The sequence below is a fragment of the Caenimonas sedimenti genome (assembly GCF_007833165.1).
Taxonomy (GTDB): Bacteria; Pseudomonadota; Gammaproteobacteria; order Burkholderiales; family Burkholderiaceae_C; genus Ramlibacter; species Ramlibacter sedimenti.
In genome coordinates this window covers 98,395-115,830 of record NZ_VOBQ01000015.1, presented here as the reverse complement: position 1 = coordinate 115,830, position 17,436 = coordinate 98,395, and the positions used below count along the sequence as shown (strand labels likewise).

At 68.7% G+C, this 17,436-nt stretch carries 17 protein-coding genes; 6 read left to right on the top strand and 11 right to left on the bottom strand.

Annotated elements, in window-relative coordinates:
* Positions 1-141 precede the first annotated feature (141 nt).
* The 4 genes from FN976_RS19370 to FN976_RS19355 form a co-directional block, all read right to left on the bottom strand.
* Positions 142-903: an ABC transporter permease gene (locus tag FN976_RS19370; RefSeq protein ID WP_145894707.1), complete on the bottom strand. Its 762-nt coding sequence runs from the start codon at positions 901-903 to the stop codon at positions 142-144.
* Entirely contained in the window at positions 900-1,832 is a 933-nt protein-coding gene (locus tag FN976_RS19365) for an ABC transporter ATP-binding protein (protein WP_145894706.1), read from the bottom strand. The genes FN976_RS19370 and FN976_RS19365 overlap by 4 nt, the downstream gene beginning before the upstream one ends.
* 119 nt (positions 1,833-1,951) lie before the next feature.
* A complete protein-coding gene (locus FN976_RS19360) occupies positions 1,952-3,370 on the bottom strand; it encodes an FAD-dependent oxidoreductase (RefSeq protein WP_145894705.1) in 1,419 nt (472 codons plus the stop codon).
* 11 nt (positions 3,371-3,381) lie between these two features.
* Positions 3,382-4,362, bottom strand: a complete 981-nt coding sequence (locus FN976_RS19355) for a tripartite tricarboxylate transporter substrate binding protein (RefSeq protein WP_145894704.1) — start codon at positions 4,360-4,362, stop codon at positions 3,382-3,384.
* Positions 4,363-4,421: 59 nt separating this feature from the next.
* Between FN976_RS19355 and FN976_RS19350 the strand changes: the two genes are divergently transcribed.
* Positions 4,422-5,210: an IclR family transcriptional regulator gene (locus FN976_RS19350; protein WP_145894703.1), complete on the top strand. Its 789-nt coding sequence runs from the start codon at positions 4,422-4,424 to the stop codon at positions 5,208-5,210.
* A gap of 11 nt (positions 5,211-5,221) precedes the next feature.
* Here the strand turns inward: FN976_RS19350 and FN976_RS19345 are convergent, their stop codons facing one another.
* Genes FN976_RS19345 through FN976_RS19335 form a run of 3 tightly spaced genes read right to left on the bottom strand, consistent with a single transcriptional unit; the run spans position 5,222 to position 8,203 of the window.
* On the bottom strand, positions 5,222-6,193 hold the full coding sequence (locus FN976_RS19345; protein ID WP_145894702.1) for a Bug family tripartite tricarboxylate transporter substrate binding protein: 972 nt from the start codon (positions 6,191-6,193) through the stop codon (positions 5,222-5,224).
* Positions 6,190-7,407, bottom strand: a complete 1,218-nt coding sequence (locus tag FN976_RS19340) for a CaiB/BaiF CoA transferase family protein (protein ID WP_145894701.1) — start codon at positions 7,405-7,407, stop codon at positions 6,190-6,192. Before FN976_RS19340 ends, FN976_RS19345 begins: the two co-directional genes overlap by 4 nt.
* A 10-nt stretch (positions 7,408-7,417) precedes the next feature.
* Positions 7,418-8,203 carry an enoyl-CoA hydratase/isomerase family protein gene (locus FN976_RS19335; RefSeq protein ID WP_145894700.1) on the bottom strand — a complete coding sequence of 262 codons (786 nt, stop codon included), beginning with the start codon at positions 8,201-8,203 and terminating at the stop codon, positions 7,418-7,420.
* Between the two features lie 152 nt (positions 8,204-8,355).
* Between FN976_RS19335 and FN976_RS19330 the strand changes: the two genes are divergently transcribed.
* Genes FN976_RS19330 through FN976_RS19320 form a run of 3 tightly spaced genes read left to right on the top strand, consistent with a single transcriptional unit; the run spans position 8,356 to position 11,386 of the window.
* Positions 8,356-9,822: an amidase gene (locus FN976_RS19330; RefSeq protein ID WP_145894699.1), complete on the top strand. Its 1,467-nt coding sequence runs from the start codon at positions 8,356-8,358 to the stop codon at positions 9,820-9,822.
* Entirely contained in the window at positions 9,819-10,649 is an 831-nt protein-coding gene (locus FN976_RS19325; protein ID WP_145894698.1) for a helix-turn-helix transcriptional regulator, read from the top strand. Before FN976_RS19330 ends, FN976_RS19325 begins: the two co-directional genes overlap by 4 nt.
* Before the next feature lie 41 nt (positions 10,650-10,690).
* Positions 10,691-11,386, top strand: a complete 696-nt coding sequence (locus FN976_RS19320; protein WP_145894697.1) for a B3/B4 domain-containing protein — start codon at positions 10,691-10,693, stop codon at positions 11,384-11,386.
* A 17-nt stretch (positions 11,387-11,403) separates the two neighbouring features.
* Here the strand turns inward: FN976_RS19320 and FN976_RS19315 are convergent, their stop codons facing one another.
* Positions 11,404-11,760: a hypothetical protein gene (locus tag FN976_RS19315; RefSeq protein ID WP_145894696.1), complete on the bottom strand. Its 357-nt coding sequence runs from the start codon at positions 11,758-11,760 to the stop codon at positions 11,404-11,406.
* A gap of 96 nt (positions 11,761-11,856) precedes the next feature.
* On the opposite strand from FN976_RS19315, the gene FN976_RS28940 reads away from it, so the two are divergent.
* Both FN976_RS28940 and dbpA read left to right on the top strand, forming a co-directional pair.
* Positions 11,857-12,000: a hypothetical protein gene (locus FN976_RS28940; RefSeq protein ID WP_186511009.1), complete on the top strand. Its 144-nt coding sequence runs from the start codon at positions 11,857-11,859 to the stop codon at positions 11,998-12,000.
* Positions 12,001-12,047: 47 nt separating this feature from the next.
* Complete coding sequence (gene dbpA, locus FN976_RS19310; RefSeq protein ID WP_145894695.1) at positions 12,048-13,433, top strand: ATP-dependent RNA helicase DbpA; 1,386 nt, start codon at positions 12,048-12,050, stop codon at positions 13,431-13,433.
* Between the two features lie 3 nt (positions 13,434-13,436).
* On the opposite strand, the gene FN976_RS19305 is transcribed toward dbpA, so the two are convergent.
* The 3 genes from FN976_RS19305 to FN976_RS19295 all read right to left on the bottom strand — a co-directional run bounded on the left by FN976_RS19305 (position 13,437) and on the right by FN976_RS19295 (position 17,381).
* On the bottom strand, positions 13,437-13,811 hold the full coding sequence (locus FN976_RS19305; RefSeq protein WP_222432852.1) for a DUF4124 domain-containing protein: 375 nt from the start codon (positions 13,809-13,811) through the stop codon (positions 13,437-13,439).
* A 61-nt stretch (positions 13,812-13,872) separates the two neighbouring features.
* On the bottom strand, positions 13,873-15,642 hold the full coding sequence (locus tag FN976_RS19300; protein ID WP_145894693.1) for an ABC transporter ATP-binding protein: 1,770 nt from the start codon (positions 15,640-15,642) through the stop codon (positions 13,873-13,875).
* Positions 15,633-17,381: a tannase/feruloyl esterase family alpha/beta hydrolase gene (locus FN976_RS19295; protein WP_145894692.1), complete on the bottom strand. Its 1,749-nt coding sequence runs from the start codon at positions 17,379-17,381 to the stop codon at positions 15,633-15,635. Before FN976_RS19295 ends, FN976_RS19300 begins: the two co-directional genes overlap by 10 nt.
* Between the last annotated feature and the right edge of the window lie 55 nt (positions 17,382-17,436).

Sequence of the window (17,436 nt, the reverse complement as noted above, 5' to 3'; positions counted from 1 at the left end):
AGAGGGTTGGGGTGAGGGCACGCGCTTGTTGACGCTCTACTGCGTCGCGGGCAAAGCCGCACGCGGGCAGGCTGTGGCGCGCTGGCACGGCGTCCGTAGGCCCGCCCGCGTGCGGCTTTGCCTGCGAGGGCGACGCGCCCTTCAACTCTTCAACCGGTACCCCGTCTTGAAAATCCACCCGACCGCGCCCAGGCACAGGACCAGGAACAGCAACGTCATGCCCAGGCTGATCCCGACCCCCACGTCCGACACGCCGTAGAAACTCCAGCGGAAGCCGCTCACCAGGTACACCACCGGGTTGAACAGGCTCACGCTTTGCCAGAACGGCGGCAGCATGTCGATGGAGTAGAAGCTGCCACCCAGGAAGGTGAGCGGCGTGATGATCAGCGTCGGGATGAACTGCAGCTTCTCGAAGCCGTCGGCCCAGATGCCGATGATGAATCCGAGCAGGCTGAACGTGACCGAGGTGAGCACCAGGAACAGCAGCATGAAGCCCGGATGCTCGATCTTCAACGGCACGAACAGCGCCGCGGTGGCCAGGATGATCAGCCCGAGCGCGATCGACTTGGTGGCGGCCGCACCGACATAGCTGATGACGATCTCCAGGGTAGACACCGGTGCCGACAGCAGCTCGTAGATCGTCCCCGTGAACTTGGGGAAGTAGATGCCGAAGGAGGCGTTGGAGATGCTCTGCGTCAGCAGCGACAGCATGACCAACCCGGGCACGATGAACGCCCCGTAGCTCACGCCGCCCACCTCGGGGATGCGCGAGCCGATGGCCGAGCCGAACACCACGAAGTAGAGCGAGGTGGACACCACCGGCGAGACAATGCTTTGCAGCAGCGTGCGGAAGGTGCGCGCCATCTCGAAACGGTAGATGGCGCGGATGGCGTGCAGGTTCATGCTTCCTTCTCCCTCACCAGGCTGACGAAGATGTCCTCCAGTGAGCTCTGGCTGGTCTTCAGGTCCTTGAACGCGATGCCGGCGTGATCCAGCGCCTGCAGCAGTTCCGCGATGCCCGAATGGTCCTGCCGCGCGTCGTAGGTGTAGGTCAGTTCGTTGCCGCCGGCGCCCAGGACGAGCGGCTGGTTCGCCAGGCTCGCCGGCAGCGCCGCCAGCGGCTGCGCCAGCTGCAGCGTCAGCTGCTTCGTGCCCAGCTTGCGCATCAGCTCGGTCTTCTCTTCCACCAGGATGATCTCGCCCTTGCTGATGACGCCGATGCGGTCGGCCATCTCCTCGGCCTCGTCGATGTAGTGCGTGGTCAGGATCACGGTGACACCGGTTTCGCGCAGGGCACGCACCAGCTGCCACATTTCCTGGCGCAGCGTCACGTCGACGCCGGCCGTCGGTTCGTCGAGGAACAGCAGCTTGGGCTCGTGCGACAGCGCCTTGGCGATCAGCAGGCGGCGCTTCATGCCGCCCGAGAGCGTGCGGATGGCGTTGTCCTTCTTGTCCCAGAGCGAGAGGTCGCGCAGCACCTTCTCGATGTGCGCCGGGTTCGCGGCCTTGCCGAACAGGCCACGGCTGAACGACACCGTGTTCCACACCGTCTCGAAGGCCTCGGTGGTCAGCTCCTGCGGCACCAGGCCGATGATGGCCCGCGCGGCCCGGTAATCGGCCGCGATGTCGTGGCCGTCCACCGTGATCTTGCCGGCGGTCGCATTCACGATGCCGCAGACGATGCTGATCAGCGTGGTCTTGCCCGCGCCGTTGGGGCCGAGCAGGGCGAAGATCTCGCCGCGGCGGATCTGCAGGTCGATGTTCTTGAGGGCGCTGAAGCCCGTCGCGTAGGTCTTGGACAGCCCGGTGACGGAGAGGATGGCGTCGTGCATTGGGCGCGAACCATACCTGAATTCCCGCTGCCTCGCAGATGTCGCTCCCTCTCCCCTCTGGGGAGAGGGACCCTCACCCCCGCCCTCTCCCGCAAGCGGGAGAGGGAGCAAAAGTCAATTCAGCGCGTCATGTGCCTGGAGAGTTCCGCCTGCGGCAGGTAGGCCCCCTGCTCCCGCAGACTGCCGACCAGGGCCGCCGTGTCCAGATCGCACGCGGGTTGTCCCGTGCGCACGGACTGCGCCGCCGCCGACGCAGCCGCCTGGCCCATCATGTAGGCCGCCGACTGCGCGCGGATCGAACCGTGCACCTTGGTGTCGCTGGAATGGCAGCGGCCGGCCACCCACAGGTTCTCCCAGCCGCGCGGCACCAGGATGCTGTACGGGATGCCGACGCTGCCACCGTGCCCCAGGTTGTCCTTGCCGTGGAAGTCCTTCAGGAAGCGCTCGTACTCTTCCTTCGAAGTGTTGGTCGGGTGGACATCGGTCGGCCGGTTGTAGACCGCCACCTGATCCGCGAACTGACGGCGCGCACGGAAGTCCTCGATGCCCAGCTCGAACTCGCCGACGATGCGGCGCGAGTCGCGCACGCCCATCACCGGCGCGGTGGTCAGCAGCTCGATCTCTTCGCAGCCCGGCACATACTTGCGGTAGAACGCCTCGTACTCCACCGCCAGTTTGCGGCCGAACACCATGCCATCGGACAGGCTGCGGTTCGACAACGGGTTCAGGTTGAACACATGCCCGCCGTTCAGGGCCCCGCTGTGCTGCCCGATCTTGTTCATGCCGGGCATGAAGCGGTCTTCCTGCGAGAAGTGGCCATCGGCGATGGCCTTCTCCAGCAGCTCGGTCTTGGTACGGTTGCGCACCGTGTCCAGGTCTTTCCAGCCGCCGTCGCCATAAGCCGGATCGGCCCAGTTCACGCCCGCGTAGAGCGAGCACAGCGTGCTCGGCGCCACGGTGTCGGTGTCGCGCAGCACCACCTTGCACTCGGCGCCGGCAGCGGCAGCCAACGCCGCGTCGCCCGTGCAATCGACGAACGTGCGCGCCGGCACATAGCGTAGCCCTTCCACGTTGCTCGCCACCACGCCTTTCAGGCGGCGGCCTTCGATGTCGGCGTCGATCACGCGGGTGAAGAAGCGGATTTCCACGCCGGCCGCGACCGCGAATTCATCGAGGATGCGCTTCAACGCTTCCGGCCGGAAAGCCACCCAACGGTTCAGCTGCGAATGCAGGAATTCCTGCACCACATGCGGGCCGAAGGCCTGGCGTTCCCACATGCGCTCCAGCAACTCCTTCATGAAGCCGCCGACCAGCATGCGTTCGCCGTTCGACACCGGCCCGAAGGAAGCCACCAGGCCCGAGGTGCCCATGCCGCCGAGGCAACCCGTGGCTTCCAGCAGCAGGGTCTTCAGGCCGAGGCGCGCGCCGCAGACCGCGGCTGCGGTGCCGGCCGGGCCGCCGCCCGCCACCACCAGGTCGTAGGTGGGGTCGGACGCGATGGACCGGGTGTATTGCCAGGCCGCGTTGTCGTTGCTCATTGACGGTCCTCCTATTGCATCCGGCCGCTGAGCGGCTTGGCCAGCACGGCGAAGCGCGTGACCTCGCTGCGGACAAAGGCCTCGAACTCCGCCGGCCCCTGCGGCGCGACGTCGATGCCCATGCCGGCCAGGCTCTTCGCCACATCCGGCTGCTTGATGACGGCCAGGATGTCATCGGCGAGCTTCTGCACCACGTCCTTGGGCGTCCCCGACGGCACCACGTAGCCGGCCCAGTTGACGGCCTCGTAGCCCGGCAGCGTCTCCGCGATGGCCGGCCACTCGGGGTAGAGCTGGCTGCGCTGCGCGCTGGTGACGCCCAGCACCTTCAGCTGGCCGGCCTTGATGAAGGACTCGGCCGAACTCACGATGGCGAAGCCCAGGGGAATCTGTCCACCCACCATGTCGGTGTACATCTTGGCCGCGCCGTTGTAGGGCACGTGCTGCATCTGGATGCCGCCCATGTGATTCAGCATCTCGCCCGCCAGGTGGGCCGAGGTGCCGATCCCGTTGGAGCCGAACGAGAGCTTGCCGGGCTGTTGCTTCGCCAGCGCGATCAGGCCCTTGATGTCGTTGGCGGCAACGGCCGGCGTGGCGAGGAGCGCCACGGTGTAGTAGCCGATGCGCGCCACGGGCGCCAGCTCCTTCACGGTGTCGTACGGCAGGTCCTTGCGGATGACGGCGTTGATGCTCATGGAGCTGCCGAGCAGACCCAGCGTGTGGCCGTCAGCCGGCGCGCGTGCGGTGGCCAACGTGCCGATCACGACGCCGCCACCGGGCTTGTGCTCGATCACCATGGGCTGCTGCCAGCGCGCCTCCAGCTTTTCGCCGATCACCCGCGCCAGCCGGTCGGCGGCGCCGCCGGGCGGCTGCGGCAACAAGGTCTTCACCGTCCTGGACGGAAAGCCCTGCGCGCGCGCCCACCCCATCGGCCAGGCCGCCAAGAGGGCGCCCTGCAACAGGCGCCGGCGAAGGAATTGGGATTGGCGAGTCATGCGTCGTCTCCGGGGAGCAGGATGGGAAGAACCGAAGGGCGAGCCGCTAGGATGCGCGCATGGCACCCCCGGTCAAGTCCGCCCAGCGCGTGGTCGAAGTCTTCGAGTACTTCGCGCAGCGGCGCGCGCCGGCCACGCTCAGCCAGATCTGCGCCGCGCTCGGCTACCCGGCCTCCAGCACGTTCGCGCTGCTCAACACCTTGAAGGACCTGGGCTACCTGGACTACGCCCGCGAGGACCGCACCTTCGTGCCCACGGTGCGCGCCGCGCTGCTGGGCATCTGGGTGAACGATGCCCTGCTGCAGGACGGCACGATCGTGCGCCTGATGTACCGCCTGCGCGACGACACCGGCTGCACCGCCGTGCTGGGCATCCAGAGCGGCTTGCAGGTGCAGTACATCCAGGTGGTGAAGGGCACCGACTCGCTGCACCGCACCGACGTCAACACCGGCGCGCTGCGCCCGCTGCTGCGTTCGGCCATGGGCCTGGTGGTGCTGGCCCTCAAGCCCAAGGCCGAGATCCGCGCACTGGTGAGCCGCGCCAATGCGCAGGAGCCGCCCGCGCGCCAGGTCCGCTTCAACGAGCTCATGGCACGGGTGGACGAATGCCGGGAACGCGGCTACGCCTTCAGCGAAGGCGTGGCCACGCCGGGCTCCGGCATCATCACCATGCTGCTGGCCGCGCCGCAGCACCAGCCTCCCATGGTGTTGGGACTGGGCGGGCGCATCGTCACGCTGCGCGCCAACCACGAGGGCTTCGTCGAGGCGCTGCGTGGCGTGGTGGAGCAGCATCGCGCGCACATGGAGGCGCTGCCGCAGACCTTCGCCGCTTCGTCGCCCCGGCGCTGACAAGGGCCAGCTCATTCGGCCTTGATGCCGGCGGCGTCCGCCACGCGCCTGAGCGTTTCGATCTGCGCCACCTGGTACTTGCGCATCTCGCCGGTGCTGCGCAGCAGCAGCTCGGAACCGACCTTCTTCGCGAAGTCACGGCCTTCGCTGGACTGGAGGATCTTCGTCATCGCGTCGGCCAGCTTGTTGGTGATGGCGTCCGGCACTTCGGAGCGCACCATCAGGGCCGACCAGCCGTAGATGGAGAACTCGGGATAGAACTCCTTGATGGTGGGCACGTCCGGAAATTCGCTGTGGCGCTGGTCGCCGGTGACAGCCAGCAGCCGCAACTGGCCCTGCTTGACCAGCGCCGTCATGGAGGTGACGCCGTCCATGCCCACGTCGATCTGCTTCGCCGCCAGGTCGGTGTTCATCTGGCTGGTGCTGCGGTAGGGCACGTGCGTGAACTGCACGCCGGCCAGGCCGGACAGCCACTCGGTGGCGAGCCGGTAACCGGCCGCGAAGTTGCCGAAGTTGGTGCCCTTGGGCTTGCGCTTGGCCGCCGCGATCAGGTCCTGGAAGGTCTTGATGTCCGACTGGCCCGAGACCGCGATGCCCAGCATGCTGCGGCCGATGCCGGCGACCGGCTTGAAATCCTTCAGCGGGTCATAGGGCAGGTCCTTGCTGACGATGGTGTTGACGGCCAGGTTGGTCCAGCTGCCCGCGACGATGGTGTAGCCGTCGGCCGGCGCGTTCTTCACGGCCATCATGCCGATCCGGCCATCGGCGCCGGGCTGGTTCTCCACCGTCACGGGCTGGCCGAGCGCCTGCGTGAGTTGCTGCGCGATGAAACGCGCCGACGTATCGCTGGTGCTGCCCGCGGCGAAGGGCGAGATGATGCGCACCGGCCGGTTGGGGTAGTCCGTGGCCTGGGCCCAGGCCAGGTGTGAGGCACTGGCCAGCGGCACGGCGGCCGCGATCCGGAGGAAGTGGCGCTTTTTCATGGCTTGTCTCCTTCTTGGTGGAGGGCGCCCGCAGGCTCGCCCAGGATGGATTCGATCTGCCCCGGGTCGTAGCCCAGTTCGGCCAGGACTTCATGCGAATGCTCGCCCAGGTGCGGGGCCGGCCGGCCAGTGCCGGCCTGCGCGCCACCGGAAAGGAAGCCGGTGCGGAACACCCGCGCCTGCGGGCTGTCGTGCAGGCCCGCCGGCTGGGTGAGGTTGCGGTGCTGCAGGTGCTCCAGCGCAAGCGCCTGCGGGATCGTCCGGACGGCGCCGGCTGCGACGCCATTCGCATTCAGGCGCTGCTCCCACTCCACGGCGGTGTGCGCCGCCAGGGCGCGGATCACTTCGTCGCGCAGCGCCGCGGCGTTCTGCTGGCGCAGCTTGCGGTCGGCAAAGCGGGCGTCCTGCGCCAGGTCCATGCGTTCCAGCGTGCGGCACAGCGCCTCGAACTGGTCCTGCCGCACGGCGCCGATGGTGATGTCGCCCTCGGCCGTTGGGAAAGTGTCCGCCGTGGGCGACTTGCTGTAGCCCACGTTGCCGGTCTTGCGCGGCTCCACGCCCGCCGCCAGGTAGGGGCCGGCCACGGACATCATCATCACCAGCGCGGCGTCGAGCATGGCGAGGTCGATGTACTGGCTTTCCTTCTTCTCCCCCCGCCGCGCCAGCACGCTGACGATGGCAAAGGAAGCGAGCAGCCCCGTGAAGGTGTCCACCACCGGGAAGCCCACGCGCATGGGCGTGCTGCCCGGTTCACCGGACAGCTCCATCATCCCGGACATGCTCTGGATGATCTGGTCGATGGCGGGGTTCTCGCGCAACGGGCCCGACTGGCCGAAGCCGGAGATGGAGCAGTAGACGATGCCCGGCTTGATCGCCTTGCAGGTGGCGAAGTCCAGCCCCAGCCGCTGCATGACGCCGGGGCGGAAGTTCTCCACCACCACGTCGGCCCAGGCCACGAGCTTGCGGGCCACGGTCTGGTGGCTGGCCCGTTTCAGGTCGAGCACGACCGAACGCTTGCCGGTGTTCACCGAGATGAAGGACGGCCCCATCCCATCGGCGAAGGCTTCGCCGCCGTAGTTGCGCATGGTGTCGCCCTTGCCGCTTTCGACCTTGACGACTTCGGCGCCCTGCATGCACAGGTAGTGCGTGGCGATGGGGCCGGCCAGCACGTGGCTGAAGTCGACCACGCGGTAGCCCTCGAGCGGACGGCTCATGGTGCCACCCTCACTCGGCCACGCGCGGGTAGCCGCCCGTGAACTTCGGCTTGCGCTTCTCGGCGAACGCGCGCTTGGCTTCGCGTCCATCGGGCGTGAGGCCCAGGTAGCGCTGCATTGCGCCGCCGGCCTCCAGGTGCGTGGAGAAGCCGGCGGAATCGAGCAGCAGGTTGGTCGCGCTCTTGGTGTAGCGCACCGCCAGCGGCGGCACCTCCAGCAGCGCCTGCACGTATTCGTCGACCGCCGCCTCGAATCCGGCGGCTGGCACGCTGCGGTTGATCATTCCCCATGCTTCGGCTTGCGGCGCTGGAATCTTCTTGCCGAGCAGCGCCAACTCGAGCGAGCGCGCACGTCCTACCGTGAACAGCAACGCGCCGCCGGCGTGATTGCCGGCCTGGATCTCGCGCATCTGGAAATACGCCGTGTCCACCGCGACGATCAGGTCGCACGCCGTGGCGAGATAGGTGCCGCCACCGATCGCCGGGCCGTTCACCGCGGCGACGACCGGCTTGTGGTTGCGCTGGATGCGCTGGCGGGCGGCCACGTTCCAGCGGCCGTAGGCATCGATAGCGCGTGCGTCGGCGCCGCGGGTGAAACGCAGGTCCTGCCCGGCGCTGAAGATGTCGCCCTCACCCGTGAGCACGGCGCACAGGCAATCCGGGTCCTGCTCGACCTCGTCGAAGGCCTGCACCAGTTCCTGGAACATCTCCAGGTCGTGCGCGTTGCGCACCTCGGGCCGATTCAGCACGACGCGCCAGACCGGTCCGGCCTTGTCGATGCGGATGGATTCGTACATGGGACGTCCTTCCTGGGTGGCGGCCAGTATGGGAGCGGGGATCGGGCGCGGCAATGGAGGTGGCCCGAGGTTTCATGAATGTGAATGAGATTTCTCATTCGTGAAAGAGGCGTCGAACTGCCGCCCGGCCCGGCGCGCGCTACGATGCCGCGATGGTGGACGAACTGATCTTCAAGGACGCGAGCACGCTGTCGGAACTCATCCATGCGCGCACCGTGTCGTGTCGCGAGGTGATGCAGGCGCACCTCGCTCGAATCGCGCGGCTGAACCCGCAGGCCAACGCCATCGTGAACCTCGCCGCCGCCGACGTGCTGATGGAGCAGGCAGCGACCTGCGACGCGGAGCTGGCGCAAGGGCGCAGCCGCGGGTGGCTGCATGGCCTGCCCATCGCGATCAAGGACGCAGCGGATGCGCTGGGCTTCCCGACGACCAAGGGTTGCCTGCTCCTCGCGGACAACCTGCCCGCACGCGACAGCGTGATGACGGCCCGCGTCAAGGCGGCGGGCGCCATCGTCATCGGCAAGACCAACATCCCGGAGCTGGGACTGGGCTCGCACACCTTCAATTCGCTGTTTGGCGCCACCCGGAATGCGTGGGATCCGCTGGTGACCGCCGGCGGCAGCAGTGGCGGCGCCGCCGTCGCGCTGGCCCTGCGCATGCTGCCCATCGCCGACGGTTCCGACTTCATGGGTTCGCTGCGCAACCCGGCGGCGTGGAACCACGTGTTCGGCATGCGGCCCACGCAAGGGCGCGTGCCGTCCGGGCCCGGGCCCGATGTGTGGATCGATCAGCTGAGCACCGAAGGACCGATGGCCCGCACGGTGCAAGACCTGGGGCGGCTGCTGGCCACGCAGGCCGGCCACGATCCCGCCCTGCCCTTGTCGTTGCAATCCGGGCTGGACGCTCCGGCAGCGGCGGATCCATCGACCCTGCGCGGCCTGCGCATCGGCTGGCTGGGCGACCTCGGCGGCTACCTGGCCATGGACGACGGCGTGCTGGCCGCCTGTGAAGACGCATTGCGGCATTGCACGGACGCCGGCGCCATCGTCGAAGCAACGTCGCTGGGCACCGACCCGGCCGCGCTGTGGGACTGCTGGCTGGCGTGGCGGCGCGCCCTCACCGGGCCGCGGGTGGCGGCGCTGATCGATCGGCCGGGTGCGCGCGACAAGATCAAGCCCGAAGCCCTGTGGGAATACGACTGCTCGCTCGGCCTCTCGTTCATGGACTTCATGCGGGCCAGCCAGGTGCGCACGGCCTACTACCAGCACATGCGCCAGCTGTTCGAGCGCTGGGACGTGCTGGCCTTGCCGGCGGCGCAGGTGTGGCCGTTCGATGTGAACGAGCGCTGGCCGAAGCAGATCGCCGGCCGCACGATGGACACCTACCACCGTTGGATGGAGGTGACGCTGTACGCCACGCTGGCGGGCCTGCCGGCGATCAGCGTGCCGGCCGGATTCCATCCGCAGAAAGGCTGGCCCATGGGGATCCAGCTGATCGCGAAGCACAGCGCGGACGCCTTGCTGCTGCGCGTGGCGGGTGCTTACGAAGCGGTGCGCGCCGGCTTCATTGCGCAGCGGCCGCCGGAGCCGGGGCTGGCCAGCGGCACGAGCGCGGCATGACCCCCGCCCCGCTGCACCGCTCGCAAGTCTGGGGTTCGCCCTGGCCGGGCATCCATGCGGCGCAGATCTGGAGCGGCCGGCACTACGGCCGGCATGCGCACGACTTCTACGGCGTCGGCGTGCTGGAGCAAGGCGCGCAGCGCTCCAGCAGTGGCCGGCTGACCGTGGACGCGCACGCCGGCGACGTGCTCGCGCACAACCCCGGCGAAGTGCACGACGGCCGGCCTTTGCACTGCGAGGCGCGGGCCTGGCGCATGGTGTATTTCGAACCTGAAGCGATGGCCGCGCTGGCCGCCGAAACGAACGGCGGCGCGGCGGAGATGGCGCTGGCGCTTCCGGTCATGAGCGACGCGCCGCTGCAGCAGGCGTGGCGCAGGCTGCTGGGCGATCTGGCCCGCTGGCAGGCCGGCGCGTGCGACGCCCTGCCCTGCGACGAATCGCTGGTGCTGGCGGCCCACCAACTGCTGGGCCGCCACGCCGCGCCGCCACGCGCGCCGGCAAGCGCCGCGGCAAACCTCGAGCGGGCCCGCCAGCGCCTGGGCGACGACCTGGCCCACGCACCCGCGCTGTCCGAGCTGGCACAGATCGCCGGGCTCAGCCGCTACCAACTCTTGCGCCGCTTCGCCGCCGCCTACGGTGTGACGCCGCATGCCTGGCTGCTGCAGCGGCGCGCGGAGCGGGCCCGCGCACTCATCGCCAACGGCTCGAGCGTGACGCAGGCGGCCGGCGCCACCGGCTTTGCCGACCAGAGCCACATGACGCGCATCTTCACCCGGCATTTCGGCTTCACGCCGGGCGCCTGGCAGCGCGCGCGGCGCCCGCAATAACGTTCTAGACAGCGGCTTGGCCGGCGCGCCACACTGGCGCCATGCATTTCAGCCACCACCCCGACATCTGGCAAAAGTATCCCGAGCTCGCCGCCGGCGCGCTCTACGCCGAAGGCATCCACAGCGGCGCGGACGCCCAGCCGCTGGTGGCGCGCTTCCAGGCCACCGCCCGCGACCGCCTGGAAACCGCGCTCTCCGAATCCGAGCTGCCGGAGATCCAGGCGTGGCGCCGCGTCTTCTCGCGCATGGGGCTCAAGCCCACGCAGTACCGCTGCGCTTCCGAGTCGCTGCTGCGCCGCTTCAAGAAGGAAGGCGCGATGCCGCAGCTGCACCCGCTGGTCGACGTGTGCAACGCACTTTCGATGGCTTTTGCGATCCCGGTGGCGGCGCTCGACACCGCGCACATCGCCGGGTGGCTGCAGGTGCGCCATGCCGATGGCACGGAGAACTACCAGGCGTTCTCGGGGGAGATGGAGCATCCGGATCCCGGCGAAGTGACTTTCGTGGACGCGGAGAACCGTTCGCATGCCCGCCGCTGGACCAACCGGCAAAGCGGCCTCTCGGCCGTGCGCGATGCGACCCGGACTGTCCTGATCGTGTGCGAGGGTGTGCATGCCAGCGCGGCCGCCGACGTGCCGCGCCTGTTGGATGCGCTCACCGGCGTGCTGGCCGAACTGTGGGGCGCCCAGCCGCGGCAGGCGCTCCTCAGCGCCTCCGCTCCCCGCTTCGACTTTTAATTGGGGTCAGATTCCAATTATTGGGCGGCATCCGTATCCGGAGCCGACCCCTGACGCATGTGCCGCAGCACGCTGTCGGCGCCTTCGCCGGAACGGTTGCCTGCATCGTCGGGCGCCACGGCAGCCTCCGCCGCCCGCAGCAGCCCGGTCACCACCTCGAGCTCCTTCGCGGCATCGTGCAACTGCTCTTCGACCTTCACGCTGCGGTCCACCGCCTCCTGCACGTCCGCCCGCGTGACCTGGCCCACGGGCGTCTCGAGCAGCAGCGCGTTGGTCTCGTGCAGGTCGGATTCGGCTTGCTGGATCTCGGTTTGCACGGATTCGGTCTTCTTGCGCGCGGTGACAATGGGCTTGATGACGGTTCGGCGGGGCATGAGGTCCTTCTTGAAGGTGAACATTGGAGACTGAACGGACCGTCGCGTTCCCGCCGGCTGCTACATTCTCGGCTCATCCAGACGACGGAGGCCGCCATGCCCAAAGGTGAACAGCGCAGCAACAAGCTTCAGAAAAAGCCCAAGAAGGACAATTCTCCCCCGAAAGAGGGCACGTCCGACCGGCCGATGCCGCCGACGACGACCGTGCTGCCCAAAGGGAAGCTGAAGAACAAGCTCTAGGGAGCGCACCCGCGGGGTGGAGGCGGTTCTCGTGGAATGATCGCGGCATGACCGCCCCCAGCTTCGCCACCCTCGCCCTCAGCCCGCAGATGCAGGCCAACCTGCAGCGGCTGGGCTACCTGGAGATGACGGCCATCCAGGCCGCCAGCCTGCCCGCCGCCCTGCTGGGCAAGGACATCATCGCCCAGGCCAAGACCGGCAGCGGCAAGACGGCGGCCTTCGCGCTGGCCCTGCTCGCCAACCTGAACACGCGGCGCTTCGCCGTGCAGTCGCTGGTGCTGTGCCCGACACGCGAGCTGGCCGACCAGGTGACGGCGGAGATCCGCCGCCTCGCGCGCGCCGAAGACAACATCAAGGTGGTGACGCTGTGCGGCGGCGTGCCGCTGCGTGGCCAGCTGGCCACGCTGGAGCATGGCGCGCACGTCGTCGTCGGCACCCCCGGCCGCGTGATGGACCACCTGGAGCGTGGCAGCCTGCGGCTGGACGCGCTCAACACGCTGGTGCTGGACGAAGCCGACCGGATGCTGGACATGGGCTTCCTCGACGACATCGCGACGGTTGCGCGCCAGTGTCCGCCCGAACGGCAGACGCTGCTGTTCTCGGCGACCTATCCGGAAGGCATCGCGAAGCTGGCCGCGCAGTTCATGCGCTCGCCGCTCGCGGTGAAGGTGGAAGCGCAGCATGCCGGCGCGCAGATCGAACAGCGCTGGTACGAAGTGACCGAGGCGCAGCGGCTGCCGGCCGTGGCCCGCCTGCTCGACCACTTCCGGCCCGCCAGCACGCTCGCCTTCTGCAACACCAAGGCGCGCTGCCGCGAGGTGGCCGCGGACCTGCAGGCGCGCGGCTTCAGTGCGCTCGCGCTCCATGGCGAGCTGGAGCAGCGCGAACGCGACCAGGTGCTGGTGCGCTTCGCCAACCGCAGCTGCTCGGTGCTGGTCGCCACCGACGTCGCGGCGCGCGGCCTGGACATCGCGAACCTGGCGGCGGTGATCAACGTCGACGTGACGCCGGATGCCGAGGTGCACGTGCACCGCATCGGCCGCACGGGACGGGCCGGCGAATCCGGCCTGGCGCTGTGTCTGGCCAGCCTCGACGAGATGGGCGCCGTCGGCCGCATCGAGGTGCTGCAAGGCCGCGAGTCGGCGTGGTTCCCGCTCGACGAATTGACGCCCACCGGCAAGGGACCGCTGGTGCCGCCGATGGCCACCCTGCACATCCAGGGCGGGCGCAAGGAGAAGATCCGGCCTGGCGACGTGCTGGGGGCGCTCACCGCCGACCTGGGCTACACCCGCGAACAGGTCGGCAAGATCGACGTCAACGAGTTCTCCACCTACGTGGCGGTGGAGCGCGGCATCGCGAATGATGCCGCGGCCCGGCTGGATGCAGGCCGGATCAAGGGCAAGAGCGTGAAGGTGCGGGTGCTGGAGGATTGAACCTCAGGCACACCGCATCTCGCGGTATTCCTTGCGGCTCTGGGTGAGCGGACGCTCGTCCTCGGGATTGTGCGGTGCCGGCTTGGCCTTCAGCGTGGCCTCCTGGTCCTTGATCGTCGCGGCCAGGCCGTCGCATTTCTGCAGTTCCTCGGGGCTCAGGCGGGCCCGGTTCGCGGCCCGCGCGCGGTCCTGCGGCGGCGTTTCCTTGCGGGCATCCGGCTTGGGCTTCTTCTCGCCGACGATCTTGGCGTCTTCGCAAGGCATCTGGGTGTAGACGGGCTTGCCCTTGGCGTCGGTGCACTTGTACAGCGGTTTATGGGCTTGCGCGGTCGCCTGGGCGGCCGCGAACAGCAGGCCGGCCGCGCAAATCAGGGGCATCCATCGGGTCGTCATCGTTTTTTCGCTTTCGGGTCCGGGTTCGGTGGGAAGGTCGCCAACGCTACTGCAGAGTGGCGGGGTTGGCAAGCCGCTCGCCGATCTGCTGCCGCCACATCGCATAGTAAAGACCCTTCTGTGCGACCAATTCCGCATGCGAGCCGCGTTCCACCAACTTCCCCATCTCCAGGACGTGGATGGCGTCGGCGTGCAGCACGGTGGAAAGCCGGTGTGCGATCAGCAGGGTGATGCGGTTGCGGGCCGCCGACACGCGCCGCACGGTTTCGGTCACTTGCTCCTCCGTCAACGAATCCAGGGCGGATGTCGCCTCGTCGAACACCAGCAGGCGCGGCTCGCGCAGCAGCGCCCGGGCGATGGACAGGCGCTGCCGCTCACCGCCGGACAACTTGGCGCCGCCCTCCCCGATGACGGTGTCCAGGCCCTGCGGCAGCCGCGCCAGCAACGCGGTGCATTGGGCCTGGTCCAGCGCCTCCAGGATCTGGAGGTCGTCCGCATCCGGCCGCACGAACAGCATGTTCTCGCGCACGGTGCCGGCGAAGAGGGTGGTTTCCTGGGTCACATAGCCCACCTGCCGGCGCGCCTCGTTGTAGCGCAGGCGGCGCGTGCTGACCTCGTTGAAGAAGACTTCCCCCTCCGCGGGCCGGTACAGCCCGAGCAACAGCTTGACGAGTGTGGACTTGCCGGAACCCGAAGGGCCGACGAAGGCGATGGTGTCGCCGAGCCGCGCCTCGAAGCTGACGCCGTCCAGCGCGTTTTGGGCCGCGCCGCGGTGGCGGAACACCACGTTTTCGAAGCGCAACGACTCCACCGGGCCGATGTGCACCGCGTCCTCCGGCCGGCGTTCCACCGGCTTGGCCATCAGCTCGGCGAAATTCGCCAGCGACGAACTGGCCTCCCGCCAGGCCAGGATGATGGTGCCCAGCTCCTGCAGCGGCGCCAGGATGGCGACCGAGATGAACTGCATCGCGATCAGCTCGCCGGTGCTCAGCACGTCCCGGAAGATCAGCCAGAGCAGTGTGAAGAGCACCGACAGCTTCAGCAGGCTGAGCGTGCTGCCCTGCAGGAACGACAGCCAGCGGATGCGGCGCACCTTGGCCATCTCCAGCGCGAAGATCGCCTCGGTCTGCGCCTGCAGGCGGCGGATCTCGCGGAAGGTCAGGCCCAGGCTCTTGATCAGCGCAACGTTGCGCAGGCTCTCGGTGATGAAGCCGGCGCTGCGCGCCGTTTCCCGATTGAGCGAGCGCTGCTGCGTGCGGATCTGGCGGCTCAGGAGCCCGCTCAGGCCGCCCAGCACCACCAGGCCGATGCCGAAGACCGGCACCAGCAGCCAGCTCTTGGTGACGGCGTACCAGAGCAGGAAGGCCAGGCCCACCACGGAGGCGAACAGCACATTGATGAAGGCATTGATGAAGCGCTCGGTGTCGGCGCGGACGCGCAGCAGCAGGGACAGCGTCTCGCCGCTGCTGCGGTCCTCGAACTCCTGGTAGTTCAGGCGCAGCGTCTGGCGCAGGCCGTCGTTGAAGATCTGGGTGCCGAAGCGCTGCACGACCAGCCGCGTCAGGTAGTCCTGCACCGCTTTGCAGGCGCGCGAAGCGATGGCCACGGCCACCGCGAGCGCCAACAGCTGCAACGCGCCGCGCACCAGTTCCTCGTCGGTCTTCGCATGCCGCTGGTTGGCGTAGCCGTCGATGATCCAGCCGAAGATGATCGGGTCCACCAGCGCCAGCACCTGGCTTGCGGCAGCCAGCAGCAGCGCCAGCGCCGCGAGCTTGCGCTGCGGCTTCAGGTAACGCCCAAGCAGCGCTACTGGCAAATGAAGCTGCCCGCCGATTCGACGTCGGTCGCGCCCAGTTTCAGCCGCGCCACCTGCGGATAGGGGCAGAGGGGCCGGGTGCGGCCGGGCGACCAATCGGCCGGCACCATGGGGTTCGCGCCGCCGGGGTTGCCAGGCCCACGCGCCGTGGCGAGCAGGGTGGCGGGCGCCTTGCCCTGCTCCACCCATTCCACCAGGGCTGTGATGCCATTGAACTGGTCCGTGGCCGCGCCGCCGACGCAGTGCCCCATGCCGGGCACGGGGAAGTAGCGGGCGAAATCGGAGGCGTCGCCGTTGTTCGCGCGGCGCAGCGCGTCGTACCAGGCCGCGGTGTCGTCCGAGGAGAACACGGGGTCGGAGGTGCCATGCGTCACCAGGATCTTGCCGCGGCGCTGCTTCAGCGCCGACAGGTCCGCCGGATCGGGCGGGCTCAGGTATTGCATGGCGGACTGCAGGTAAGCGCCACCGCTGGCATGGATCTTCGGCGCATCCAGGTCCATGCTGAAATCGAGCGAGTACTTCAGGAGCGAGTCGCCCCGCACCTGGGCCGGTGGGCTGGTCATCAGGTAGGGCATGGCGCTCGCGCCCACGCCGGGGTTCAGGTGGTACTTCCACGAGAGCCAGTCGTCGTAGGCGATGCCGCGGTCGATGGGGAAGCTCGCGTGCAGCGCCTGGCCCGCGCTGTTGCTGGCGCCGGCATGCATGCGGGTGAGCGCGGCCTTCTGCTTCGCGTCCAGGCAGTTGCCGTCGCGCGCGGCGCCGCACGAAGGCACGTCGGCCTGGAAGTCGAAGGCCGCGTGGCAAGCCTTCACGTCCAGCACCATGCCGTCACGCGCACCATCCATGGCGTCGCATTTCTCCACGATGCGGCGGGCCACGAGCTTGCGTTCCGCGGGGCTCAGTGCGCTCGTGATGTCGGGCAACCCGTCGGGGAGCGTGGTGGATGCGGCCGAGGCCAGTTGCTGCGTGTCCCACAGCATCTGCACCACCGATTTGGGCAGGTTGAAGCCGGGCGCGCCGGCCAGATAGCCGTCGAACAACTGCGGATAGCGCGCCGCGGCCACCAGCGTCTGCCGGCCGCCGTTGGAACAGCCGCCGATGTACGAACGGTCGGGCGCGCGGCCATAGGCGGCGCGCACGAGGTCGCGCGCCATCGGCGTCAGCACGCCGATGTACTGATAGCCGTAGTCCAGCCGCGCCTGCGGATCCAGCCCGAAATGGCCGGGGCCGGGCAGGTTCTGTTCAGCGGAATGGCCCGCGTCGGAACTGATCACGGCGAACCCCATCGACAGGGCGCTGCTGGTGTGGCCGCCACCCAGCTGCATGCCGATGGCCGGGAGGACGACGCCGTCGAAGCCGCCGTTGTTCTGGAAGAAGAAGCGGCCGTTCCAGCTGGCGGGCAGGCGCATCTCGAAACCGATGGCGTACGCCCCGTTGACGCCGCTGCGCCGGTTCATGAAGCCGGTGACCCGGCAGTGCGGCCCGGTCTCGACGCCGGAGACGGGGCCGGCAGGGATGCTGTCGGCGGAGGACACGGTCAACGCCGGATAGGTGAAGCTCCGCAGGGCCGCGCATTGCTGGAGCTGCGTGTCGATGGGATGGAAGACGGTGGCTTCGGCGCGGCCGGCAGCGGCCGCCACTGGGGCATCCGGGCCACCACCGCCGCCGCCGCCGCATGCAACGAGGACGAGATGGCACGCCAGCACCGGGGCGAGCCGCGCGCGAAACCAGCTGTGCATGACCGTTCTCCCTGCGCCTCGCCGTTGAGGCAGCGCCATTGAAGGTCAGCCGGTG

Coding starts and splice junctions, on each gene's coding strand:
- FN976_RS19370 (WP_145894707.1), bottom strand. CDS start 903: ATGAACCTGCACGCCATCCGCGCCATCTACCGTTTCGAGATGGCGCGC.
- FN976_RS19365 (WP_145894706.1), bottom strand. CDS start 1,832: ATGCACGACGCCATCCTCTCCGTCACCGGGCTGTCCAAGACCTACGCG.
- FN976_RS19360 (WP_145894705.1), bottom strand. CDS start 3,370: ATGAGCAACGACAACGCGGCCTGGCAATACACCCGGTCCATCGCGTCC.
- FN976_RS19355 (WP_145894704.1), bottom strand. CDS start 4,362: ATGACTCGCCAATCCCAATTCCTTCGCCGGCGCCTGTTGCAGGGCGCC.
- FN976_RS19350 (WP_145894703.1), top strand. CDS start 4,422: ATGGCACCCCCGGTCAAGTCCGCCCAGCGCGTGGTCGAAGTCTTCGAG.
- FN976_RS19345 (WP_145894702.1), bottom strand. CDS start 6,193: ATGAAAAAGCGCCACTTCCTCCGGATCGCGGCCGCCGTGCCGCTGGCC.
- FN976_RS19340 (WP_145894701.1), bottom strand. CDS start 7,407: ATGAGCCGTCCGCTCGAGGGCTACCGCGTGGTCGACTTCAGCCACGTG.
- FN976_RS19335 (WP_145894700.1), bottom strand. CDS start 8,203: ATGTACGAATCCATCCGCATCGACAAGGCCGGACCGGTCTGGCGCGTC.
- FN976_RS19330 (WP_145894699.1), top strand. CDS start 8,356: ATGGTGGACGAACTGATCTTCAAGGACGCGAGCACGCTGTCGGAACTC.
- FN976_RS19325 (WP_145894698.1), top strand. CDS start 9,819: ATGACCCCCGCCCCGCTGCACCGCTCGCAAGTCTGGGGTTCGCCCTGG.
- FN976_RS19320 (WP_145894697.1), top strand. CDS start 10,691: ATGCATTTCAGCCACCACCCCGACATCTGGCAAAAGTATCCCGAGCTC.
- FN976_RS19315 (WP_145894696.1), bottom strand. CDS start 11,760: ATGCCCCGCCGAACCGTCATCAAGCCCATTGTCACCGCGCGCAAGAAG.
- FN976_RS28940 (WP_186511009.1), top strand. CDS start 11,857: ATGCCCAAAGGTGAACAGCGCAGCAACAAGCTTCAGAAAAAGCCCAAG.
- dbpA (WP_145894695.1), top strand. CDS start 12,048: ATGACCGCCCCCAGCTTCGCCACCCTCGCCCTCAGCCCGCAGATGCAG.
- FN976_RS19305 (WP_222432852.1), bottom strand. CDS start 13,811: ATGCCCCTGATTTGCGCGGCCGGCCTGCTGTTCGCGGCCGCCCAGGCG.
- FN976_RS19295 (WP_145894692.1), bottom strand. CDS start 17,381: ATGCACAGCTGGTTTCGCGCGCGGCTCGCCCCGGTGCTGGCGTGCCAT.